Here is a 9,476-nt window from a genome sequence, read left to right as displayed (position 1 = left end):
GCATCCCGATCCCAAGTCCAGGGAGGACTGACGGCACATGAGCAGCACCGATCAACGCCCGGAGGGCCAGAGCTTCTCCAGCCGGGAACTGCGCGACGCGCTCGGCCAGTTCTGCACGGGGATCACCGTCATCACGGCGGTGAAGGACGACGAGCCGGTGGGCTTCGCGTGCCAGTCGTTCTCCGCGCTCTCCCTCGAACCGCCGCTGGTGCTCTTCTGCCCGATGAAGACCTCGGGGTCGTGGAAGGGCATCGAGGCGGCGGGGAGGTTCGCCGTGAACATCCTCTCGGAGGAGCAGGAGGACGTCTCGTCGACGTTCGGGCGCCGCGGCGACGACAAGTTCGCGTCGATCGACTGGTCGCCGAGCCCGCTGGGCTCGCCGGTGATCGCCGGCGTGATGGCGTGGCTGGACTGCCAGATCGAGCAGGTGCTCGACGGCGGTGACCACTGGATCGTCCTCGGCCGCGTCCACAACCTCGGCCCCACCGAGCGGGACATCCGGCCGCTGCTGTTCTACCGGGGCGCCTACCTCAGCATCGAGGAGGACGTGGTGGACCCGACGCCCGAGCAGCTGGAGCTGGAGAACTTCATCACCTCCGCCGACTCGTACACATGGCTGTGACCGCGCCGCTGGCCGAGGCGCTGGCCCGGGCGGAGGAGATCATCAGGTCCGCGCCGCACGTGCGCACCGAGGCCGACGTCGCGGAGGGGCTCGAGTACCTGCTCGGGACCGTCCGCGGCGTCATCGAGAGCGGCCAGCACCGCGGCCGGAGCCACCCGCAGCTGTTCCAGGCCACCGGGCCGTACACCAAGATGGGCCTGGACAACCCGGACACGCTGTACTTCTACGCCAACCTCACCGACGGCGCGGAATACGTGGTCGAGGGCCGGCGCGGCACCACCGCGGACCTGTCCTTCCAGGTCATGGCCGGGACGTACTCGGCCGACGAGCGCGCCGCCTCGCACGCGGCCTTCGATGACCGCGCGCTGGAGATCGGCGCCGACGGTCGGTACTCGTTCCGGCTGGGACCGCCGCGGTACGACGACGACGAGGGCGACCCCGGTTACGTCGTGCTCCGTCCCGGTACCTCGATGATCGCCGTCCGCGAGGTGTTCTCGGACTGGTCCGCGGAGGAGGCCGGGTCGGCGATCCTGCGCAGGGTCGACGCGGTGGGCACCGCCCCGGAGCCGGTGACGCTCGCCGGTCAGGAGAGGTTCTACGCCAAGCTCGCCGAGGCCCTGACGGGCAGGCTGCAGACGTGGTTGGCGTTCCCGGGATGGTTCTTCGGCGACCAGCCGCGCAACACCCTCGGCGAGCCGCGGCGGACGCCCGGAGGGCTCACCACGCAGTTCTCCTCGGCCGGGGTGTTCGAGCTCGAGCCGGACCAGGCCATGATCATCTCCGTGCCCGTCGCCGGGGTGCCCTACCAGGGCTTCCAGCTGGGCAGCATGTGGTACGCCTCGCTGGAGTACGTCCACCACCAGACCAGCCTCACCGCCGACCAGGCGCACGTCACCTCCGACGGGATGATCCACCTCGTCGTCACCGACCATGACCCCGGGCTGGCCAACTGGATAGAGACCCTGGGTCACCGCGAGGGCATCGCCCAGCTGCGGTGGCAGCGGGTGGACTCGCCGATCACCGCCGACCTGGGGCCGACGGTGCGGGTCATGCCGTTCGACCGGCTCGAGGCCGAGTTGCCCGGGTACGCCGAGCAGCGGGTGACCCCGGAGCAGTGGCGGGAGCGGATCGCCGCCCGCCAGGAGGCGTTCGCGCGCCGGGGGCTGTCGTGAGCGAGTCGGACCGGGTGCACGTCGGGACCGTGGATGACCTCCACGCCAGCGCGTCCAGGGCGGTCGGGCTGGAGGACTTCGCGGACGGCGAGGACCGGCACCGAGAGGCGCTGGGCGTCCTGCTCGACTCCCTGCACACCGACGCCGGCCTCACCCCGGCCGGGAGCAAGTACTGGCGCTCCGTGCTCAAGGGGGCGCTGGTGGCGCGGCTCGTCGCGCAGGCGGGCTTCGCCGCGGACCCGGCGCAGGCCGGCGTGGAGATCGAGCGGCCCGTCGTGGTCACCGGGTTGCCCCGGACCGGCACCACGGCGCTGCACCGGCTCCTGGGCGCGGACCCCGCCAACCAGGGGCTCGAGTTGTGGCTCACCGAGGTCCCCGGGCCGCGGCCGCCCCGGGAGCGGTGGGAGGATGACCCCACGTACCGGGGCCTGCGCGACCTGTACGCCGGCTTCATGTCCGAGAACCCCGACTACGGCGGCGTGCACTACATCTCCGCCGACGACCTCGAGGAGTGCTGGCAGCTGCTGCGGCAGTCGCTCACCTCGGTCTCGTACGAGTGCCTGGCCCGGCTCGACGACTACTCGGCCTGGCTGCAGGGCGTGGACTGGGTGCCCGCGTACCGGCGGCACAGGCGGAACCTGCAGCTGATCGGGGCCCACGACCCCGGGCGGCGCTGGGTGCTCAAGAACCCCAGCCACCTGTTCGCGCTCGACGCGCTGCTCGAGGTCTACCCCGACGCCGTGGTGGTGCAGACGCACCGCGATCCGCGCAGGTCCATGGCGTCCATGTTCTCGCTCGCGCACCGGACCGCGGCCGACTGGTCGACCGAATTCACGCCGGAGTACATCGGCGCCTCGCAGCTGGACCTGTGGGCGCGGGGCGTGGCCGGGTTCGACGCGGCCCGCGCGCGGCACGAGGCCGACCCGCGGTCGCGGGCGACGTTCGTCGACGTCGATCACAGCGAGCTGGTCCGCGACCCCGCCGGCGTGGTGGAGCGGGTGTACGCGGCCGCGGGCACGGAGTTGGCGGGGGACGTGCGGGCCGCCGTGGTGGCGGAGAACGAGCGCAGCCTGTCCGGCGACCGGGCGCCCGCGCACCGGTACACGCTCGCCGACTACGGGCTCAGCGAGGAGCAGGTCGCCGAGCGGTTCGCCGGCTACCGGGGGCTGGAGGCCTAGAGGTACCCGGCCACGGCGTCGATGATCCGCTCGGCCACGTCCTGCCTGCAGACCAGCAGGTCAGGCAGCTCGATCTCCTCGACGTTGTAGCGCAGCTCCGAGCCGTCGAGGTGGCTGGCGTGCAGTCCGCGCTGGCACACGACGCCGAACGTGGCAGCCGAGTCCCACTGGTGGTGCCCGCTGGTGTGGATGTAGGCGTCGCACTCGTCCTCGACCACGGTCGCGGTCTTGCCGCCGCCGGAGCCCAGGTGGACGAGGGAGGCGTCGAGCGCCCCGGCCAGCTCCTCGGCGAATGCGGGCGGTTCCGCCTCCGACACCGCGATGCGCAGGCGGTCGTCCTGCCGCGGGGGGACCAGCGGGCCGGGGCGCGGGCCGCGGATGATGGAGATCGGCTGGTAGGTGGTGGCGCCGCGGCCGGTGAGCACCCGGCCGTACGCCGGCATGGCGATGGCGCAGGCGGTGATCCCGCCGACGCCCTCGGGGCCGGACTCCCACAGGGCCACGTGGACGGCCCAGTCGGGGCGGCCCTCGATCACGTAGGAACGCACGCCGTCGAGCGGGTCCACGAACCACACCCGGTCGGCGTCCAGTCGCTCGCGCGAGTCCGGGTTCCACTCGCCAAAGACCGCGTCGTCGGGCCGGGCCACCGCCAGGCGGTCCACGATCACGGCCCGCGCCTCGCCCTCGGCGAACCCGCCCAGGTCCTCCGGCGCGACCCGGGAGACCCGGAGGTCGGTCAGGAGTCGCCCGGCCTGCGCGGCCAGGTCCTCGGCGAGTCGCTGGTCGTTGGTCCGTCCGTGCTCGGGGAAGGGGCTCATGCGGGCGATTCTAGAGGCCCGCGGCGGCCTCGAGCGCCGCTAGGATCTCGTGGGGCTGGCCCAGGAGTTGGGCCGTGCCGTGGGCGCGCTTGAAGAAGAGATGCACGTCATACTCCCACGTGATCCCGACCCCGCCGTGGAGCTGGATCGCCTCGCCGGTGATCCACTGCAGCGCCTCGGAGCAGTAGACCTTGGCGGCCGCGGCCTCGACCTCGGCGGCGTAGGCCGCCTCGTCGGAGCCCGGCCCGTTCCCGAGAGCCTGCGCGGCCGCCACCAGCGCGGCGGCGGAGTAGGACAGGGACCGGGCGGTCTCGGTCTTGACGTACATGTCGGCCATGCGGTGCTTGAGCGCCTGGAAGGAGCCGATGGCGCGGCCGAACTGCCTGCGCTCCTGCGTGTACCGCACGGTCGCGTCGAGCACGGCGCGGGCGGCGCCGACCTGCTCGGCGGAGATCGCGGCCCACGCGGCGGCGCGCAGGCGGGGCAGGAAGCTGGGGCGGGTGGGGATGGCCGTGGCGGCGACGCCGTGGAACTCCACGCGGGCCAGGGTGCGGGTGGGATCCATGACGGGCACGCGGGTGACGCGGACCCCGGCGGCGTCCGCGGGGACCTCGAACAGGCCCACCGTGTGGCCGGTGACGGCCACGACGAGCAGGGTGGCGGCGGTGTCGGCGCCCAGGACGTGGTGGGCGGTGCCGGTGAGCGAGTCCGCGGCCGCGCGTACGCCGGGCGTGGCCCAGCCCGAGTCCGAGGCCCAGCACAGGGCGGCCTGCTCGCCGGCGGCGATTCCGGGCAGCAGGCGGGCGCACGCGGCGTCGTCGCCGGCGGCCAGCACGGCCTGCGCGGCCAGGACGGCCGAGCCGAGCAGCGGGGAGGGGGTGAGCCGGCGGCCGAGCTCCTCGCACACCAGGTGGGTCTCGACCCAGGTGGCGCCGGCGCCGTCGTGGGCCTCGGGGATGGACAGCGCGGCCGCGCCGATCTGCTCGACCAGCGTCGACCACAGCGCGGGGTCGAACCCGTCCTCGGACGCGATCGCCGCGCGGACCGCCGCCGAGTCCGACTTCTTCTCCAGCAGCGCCGCCACCGACTCGCGCAGGGCGGCCTGCTCCTCGGTGTCCACGCCGGGCGCGCTCACCGGGCGCTCCCCAGGCTCTCGAGCACCCGGCCGCGGTGGTAACTCTGGGTGCCCCACGCGGTCTGCAGCGCGCGGGTCTTGGTCAGCCACAGGCCCAGGTCGTGCTCCAGGGTGTAGCCGATGGCGCCGTGCACCTGGAGCGCGGTGCGCGCGGACAGGTAGGCGGCGTCGGCCACGGCCACGCGGGCGGCGGAGACGTCGCGGACGGCCGCGCCGGGATCGCCGGGGTTCTCGGCGATCGCCAGGGCGCCGGCCCACAGCAGGGGCCGGGCCATCTCGAGCGCGATCGCCACGTCGGCCAGCTGGTGCTTGAGCCCCTGGTACTCGCCGATGAGCTTGCCGTACTGCTTGCGCTGCCCCGCGTAGTCCACGCTCATGTCGAGCATCGCCCGCCCCAGGCCCATGAGCTGGGCCGCGGTGCCGAGCGCGCCGTGGTTGACCAGGTCGACGGTGCTCGCCGCGCCGACCCGCTCGCCGCGGGTCGGGGTGGTGACGGTGCGGGCGCGGTCGACCGAGCGTCGGGTCTCGCCGGCGGTGCCGGTGAACACCTCGTCGTCGTCGACGACCCACAGGTACTGCGCGACGTGGGCGTCGGGCGCGAAGGGGGAGACCCCCGGCGCGGCGACCGACGCCGGCGTGCCGGCGGCGATCTCGCCGGCCACGTCGCCGGCGTCGGAGTCGCCGCCCAGCGCGGCGGCGATGCGCGGGGCCACCATGACGGACTCCACGACCGGGCCGGGGACGGCGTGGCGGCCCAGGACCTCGAGCGCGACCACGGCCTCGACCGCGGTGGCGCCGGCCCCGCCGGACTCCTCGGGGACGAGCAGGGCGGCGGCGCCGGTCTCGGCGACGCGGCCCCACACGGCGGTGCCGGGGGCGGTGTCGCCGGCGGCCCAGGCGCGGATGACCGCGGGCAGGTCGGACTTGGCGAGCAGCGAGTCGATGCTCGCGGCGAAGTCGGTGATGTCGGGATCGAGTGCGAAATCCATGGTGTCCCCCGTTATCCGCGCGGAAGGCCGAGGAGGCGCTCGGCGATGATGTTCTTCTGGACCTCGTTGGTGCCCGCGTAGATGGGGCCGGCGAGGGCGAACAGGTAGCCGTCCATCCACTGCTCGCCGGCCAGCTCGCCGGCGTGCCCGAGGATGTCGAGCGCGGTCTCGTGGGTCGCGATGTCCCACGTGGACCAGAAGACCTTGTTGATGGAGGACTCGAAGCCCAGGTTGGCCCCGCCGGTGAGCGTGGTGACCGTGTTCCACGTGCTCAGCTCGTAGGCGCGGGAGCCGATCCACGCATCCACCACGCGGTCGGCCAGGGCGCCGCGGGTGCGCTCGTCCAGGCCTGCCTCGGCGCCGTCCCACAGCTCGAGCAGGCGGTCGGTGGTGGCCAGGAACCGGCCGGGCGAGCGCAGGGAGAGCCCGCGCTCGTTGTTGGCGGTGGACATGGCCACCTTCCAGCCCTGGTTGACCTCGCCGATCACGCCGGACTCGCCGGGGTCGGCCGGGTCGTCGGGGACAAAGACGTCCTCGAGGAACAGCTCCGCGAAGCCGGGCAGGCCGTCCAGCTGGTCGATCGGCCGAACGGTCACGCCCTCGGCCCGCAGGTCGAACATGAAGTAGGTCAGGCCCTTGTGGCGCGGCTCGTTCGGATCCGTGCGGAACAGCCCGAAGCCCTTGTCGGCAAAGGAGGCGCGGGTGGACCACACCTTCTGGCCGCTCAGGACCCAGCCGCCGTCGACGCGCGTCGCGGTCGAGCGCAGGGAGGCGAGGTCGGACCCGGCCTCGGGCTCGGACCAGGCCTGCGCCCAGATGTCGTCGGCGCGGGCCATGCGCGGCATGATGCGCGCGAGCTGCTCGGGGGAGGCGTGGTCGAACAGGGTCGGGGCCAGCAGGAAGATGCCGTTCTGGCTCACCCGCAGCGGCGCGCCCGCGCGGAAGTACTCCTCCTCGAAGACCACCCAGTTCACGAGCCCGCAGTCGCGGCCGCCGAACTCCTCGGGCCAGGAGACGACCGACATGCGGGCGTCGGCCATCGTGGCCTCCCACGCGCGGTGGGCCTCGAAGCCCTCGGCGGTGTCCATGTGCGGCAGCGGCTCGGCCGGCACGTTGGCGGCCAGCCACTGCCGGACCTCGAGGCGGAACTCCTCGGTCGCGGCGTCCAGGTGCAGGTCCACGTCGTCAGTCCTTCTTCTGGCCGGTCGAGCCGGTGTTGGCGCTGTCGCGCATCGAGCGGGCGTCCATCCCGCCGAGGGAGGCGGAGAACGAGTCGGAGTCGTCGGGCTCGGCGTTGGCGGAGTGGGCGAACATGTGCCAGCCGAAGGCGGTGTCCAGGGAGGTCTGCAGCCCCATCTGGTCCTCGTTCGAGTTGATGACCTTCTTGGCCAGGGTGAGCCCGAAGGCGGGCATCTCCGCGATCTCCGCCGCGATCCCGTCGACCTTGGCCTGCAGGTCGTCGCGCGGAACCACGTGGTTGAGCATCCCCCAGTCCAGGGCGTCCGCCGCGGTGAACCTGCGACCGGTGTAGAGGATCTCCTTGGCGCGCCGCGGGCCCAGGACAAAGGCGTGGGCGAAGTACTCGACGCCCGGGATGCCCATCTTCACCACGGGGTCGGAGAAGAACGCGTCGTCGGAGGCCACGATGAAGTCGCACACCCACGCCAGCATGAGCCCGCCGGCGATGCAGGCGCCGTGCACCTGGGCGATCATCGGCTTGGGGATCTCGCGCCAGCGCCGGCACATCTGGACGTAGACCTCGGTCTCGCGCGCGAGCCGCCGGTCGCCGCCGCCGCGGGTGGTGTGGTCCCACCAGATCGAGGCGCGGTTGGGGTACTCCACGTGGTGGTCGCGCTCGGAGGTGCCGATGTCGTGGCCGGCGGAGAAGTGCTTGCCGTTGGCCCGGAGGACGATCACCTTGACCGAGTGATCCTCGACGGCCTTGATGAACGCGTTGTCCAGCGAGTACGTCATGACGGAGTTCTGCGCGTTGCGGAAGTCGGGCCGGTTGAGCGTGACGTAGGCGGTGGTGCCGGAGACCTCGTAGGCGACCGGCTGCGTGTCCGGCCCGAGGTCGTCGACCCCGAGGACCGGGGGGATGGGTGCGTCGCTCATGGGCGGGAACTCTCCTTACCTAGCAAGTGCTTGGTTGGTAACTGTACCGGACCCGCGGGGGTTCACGCCCCGTAGCCGCCGTCCACGTCGAGCTTCTGGCCGGAGATGAATCCCGCCCGCCCGGAGGCCAGGAACGCCACGGCCTCCGCGATGTCCACGGCCGTGCCGAACCGCCCCAGCGGGATGTTGCCGAGCGTGACCTCGAGGGCGATCCCGTCCAACTCGCCGGAGGCGATGAGCCGCTCGGCCATCCCGTCGGTGAGCATCCCCGGCCCCACGCAGTTCACGCGCACCCCGAACCGCCCCTCCTCGGCCGCCAGCCCGCGCACCAGCTGCTCGACCGCGCCCTTGGGTGCGGCGGACAGGCCGTCGCGGACGGGGTAGCGGGTGGTGGCGGCGGTGGTCACCGCGACGATGTTCCCGCCGGCCGATCGCAGGTGCGGGAGCGCCGGGTGCACGATCGAGAAGAACCCGGCCGCGTCGTCGTCCAGTTGGCGGCGCATCTCGGCCGGCGCGATCCGGGACAGGTGCACCATGGGCACGTGCGGACCGGCGCAGTGGGCCAGCACGCGGATTCCGCCGTGCCGGGTGCCGATCCCGTCGATCGACCGCGCGACCTCGTCGTCGTCCCCCGGGCCGGTCCCCGGCGCGAGGCGCACGCATTCCGCGGCCCGTCCCGCGACGGACAGCTCGTCCGCGAGCGCCACCGGCTCGGTCGAGCGGTAGCCCAGGACCAGCGGTGACCCGGGGAACTCTGCGGCCAGGCGGCGGGCGACCGCGCCGCCGATCCCGCCGGACGCCCCGGTCACCAGCACGGCCCCGCCGCCTCCGCCGCGGGCCCCGCCGCCCCGCCCGCCGCCGCCGCCGCCCCGCCCGCCGGAATCCGCTACCCCGCTGCCTGGTCCGCTACCCGCATCCGGGTAGCGGGAGTCGCGGGAGGGTAGCGGATCCCGGCGGGTGGCGGGGTCGGCGGGGGTTGCGGGGTCGGCGGGGTCGGCGGTCATCGGAGCTCCGTCTTGAGGATCTTGCCCGAGGCGTTGCGGGGGAAGGCCTCGACGAACTCCACCGATCGCGGCCGCTTGAAGTTGGCCAGGTGCTCGCCGCAGAAGTCCATCACGTCCCGCTCGGTCAGTCCCGAGCCCTCGCGGCGGACGATGAACGCCTTGCCGACCTCGCCCATCCGCTCGTCCGGGACCCCGACCACCGCGGATTCCACCACGCCGTCGATGCGGGCCAGGGCCTGCTCGATCTCGGCGGGGTACACGTTGAAGCCGCCGGTGATGTACATGTCCTTGAGCCGGTCCGTGATGCGCAGGTTGCCGCGGGAGTCGATCTCGCCCACGTCGCCGGTGTGCAGCCAGCCGTCGGGGTCGATGGTCTTGGCCGTGTTCTCCGGGTCGTCGAGGTAGCCCTGCATCACCATCTCGCCGCGGGTGAGGATCTCGCC

9 protein-coding genes and 1 pseudogene are annotated in these 9,476 nt (G+C 73.1%); 3 read left to right on the top strand and 7 right to left on the bottom strand.

The annotated features are described in order from the left end of the window. Positions 1-37 precede the first annotated feature (37 nt). The 3 genes from hsaB to Q0444_RS01945 are packed head-to-tail and all read left to right on the top strand — an operon-like array spanning position 38 to position 2,972. Positions 38-622: a 3-hydroxy-9,10-secoandrosta-1,3,5(10)-triene-9,17-dione monooxygenase reductase subunit gene (hsaB, locus tag Q0444_RS01955; protein ID WP_291079948.1), complete on the top strand. Its 585-nt coding sequence runs from the start codon at positions 38-40 to the stop codon at positions 620-622. Continuing rightward, on the top strand, positions 613-1,794 hold the full coding sequence (locus tag Q0444_RS01950) for a hypothetical protein (protein WP_299020909.1): 1,182 nt from the start codon (positions 613-615) through the stop codon (positions 1,792-1,794). Before hsaB ends, Q0444_RS01950 begins: the two co-directional genes overlap by 10 nt. Continuing rightward, entirely contained in the window at positions 1,791-2,972 is a 1,182-nt protein-coding gene (locus Q0444_RS01945; RefSeq protein ID WP_299020907.1) for a sulfotransferase, read from the top strand. Before Q0444_RS01950 ends, Q0444_RS01945 begins: the two co-directional genes overlap by 4 nt. Here Q0444_RS01945 and Q0444_RS01940 read toward each other — a convergent pair. The 7 genes and pseudogenes from Q0444_RS01940 to Q0444_RS01910 all read right to left on the bottom strand — a co-directional run. Next, positions 2,969-3,790, bottom strand: a complete 822-nt coding sequence (locus tag Q0444_RS01940) for an inositol monophosphatase family protein (protein ID WP_291084616.1) — start codon at positions 3,788-3,790, stop codon at positions 2,969-2,971. The two genes, Q0444_RS01945 and Q0444_RS01940, sit on opposite strands and share 4 nt — an antisense overlap. A 10-nt stretch (positions 3,791-3,800) precedes the next feature. Continuing rightward, positions 3,801-4,925 (bottom strand): acyl-CoA dehydrogenase family protein, encoded by a 1,125-nt coding sequence (locus Q0444_RS01935; protein WP_299020903.1) that lies wholly within the window; start codon positions 4,923-4,925, stop codon positions 3,801-3,803. Then, positions 4,922-5,914, bottom strand: a complete 993-nt coding sequence (locus Q0444_RS01930) for an acyl-CoA dehydrogenase (RefSeq protein WP_291084611.1) — start codon at positions 5,912-5,914, stop codon at positions 4,922-4,924. The genes Q0444_RS01935 and Q0444_RS01930 overlap by 4 nt, the downstream gene beginning before the upstream one ends. Before the next feature lie 11 nt (positions 5,915-5,925). After that, complete coding sequence (locus Q0444_RS01925; RefSeq protein WP_291084608.1) at positions 5,926-7,095, bottom strand: acyl-CoA dehydrogenase family protein; 1,170 nt, start codon at positions 7,093-7,095, stop codon at positions 5,926-5,928. 4 nt (positions 7,096-7,099) lie between these two features. Next, complete coding sequence (locus Q0444_RS01920) at positions 7,100-8,029, bottom strand: enoyl-CoA hydratase (protein ID WP_299020899.1); 930 nt, start codon at positions 8,027-8,029, stop codon at positions 7,100-7,102. A 62-nt stretch (positions 8,030-8,091) separates the two neighbouring features. Beyond that, entirely contained in the window at positions 8,092-9,033 is a 942-nt protein-coding gene (locus Q0444_RS01915) for an SDR family NAD(P)-dependent oxidoreductase (protein ID WP_291084599.1), read from the bottom strand. Next, positions 9,030-9,476, bottom strand: a pseudogene (locus Q0444_RS01910) (AMP-binding protein); the annotation flags it as partial. The gene Q0444_RS01915 and the pseudogene Q0444_RS01910, both read right to left, overlap by 4 nt.

Source organism: uncultured Dietzia sp. (assembly GCF_937873725.1).
In the GTDB taxonomy this organism is placed as follows: domain Bacteria; phylum Actinomycetota; class Actinomycetes; order Mycobacteriales; family Mycobacteriaceae; genus Dietzia.
This window is presented reverse-complemented; position numbering and strand designations above follow the sequence as displayed.

What these genes read in the sequence shown, in the direction of transcription:
- hsaB (WP_291079948.1), top strand. Translation starts at nt 38, where the DNA reads ATGAGCAGCACCGATCAACGCCCGGAGGGCCAGAGCTTCTCCAGCCGG.
- Q0444_RS01950 (WP_299020909.1), top strand. Translation starts at nt 613, where the DNA reads ATGGCTGTGACCGCGCCGCTGGCCGAGGCGCTGGCCCGGGCGGAGGAG.
- Q0444_RS01940 (WP_291084616.1), bottom strand. Translation starts at nt 3,790, where the DNA reads ATGAGCCCCTTCCCCGAGCACGGACGGACCAACGACCAGCGACTCGCC.
- Q0444_RS01930 (WP_291084611.1), bottom strand. Translation starts at nt 5,914, where the DNA reads ATGGATTTCGCACTCGATCCCGACATCACCGACTTCGCCGCGAGCATC.
- Q0444_RS01920 (WP_299020899.1), bottom strand. Translation starts at nt 8,029, where the DNA reads ATGAGCGACGCACCCATCCCCCCGGTCCTCGGGGTCGACGACCTCGGG.
- Q0444_RS01915 (WP_291084599.1), bottom strand. Translation starts at nt 9,033, where the DNA reads ATGACCGCCGACCCCGCCGACCCCGCAACCCCCGCCGACCCCGCCACC.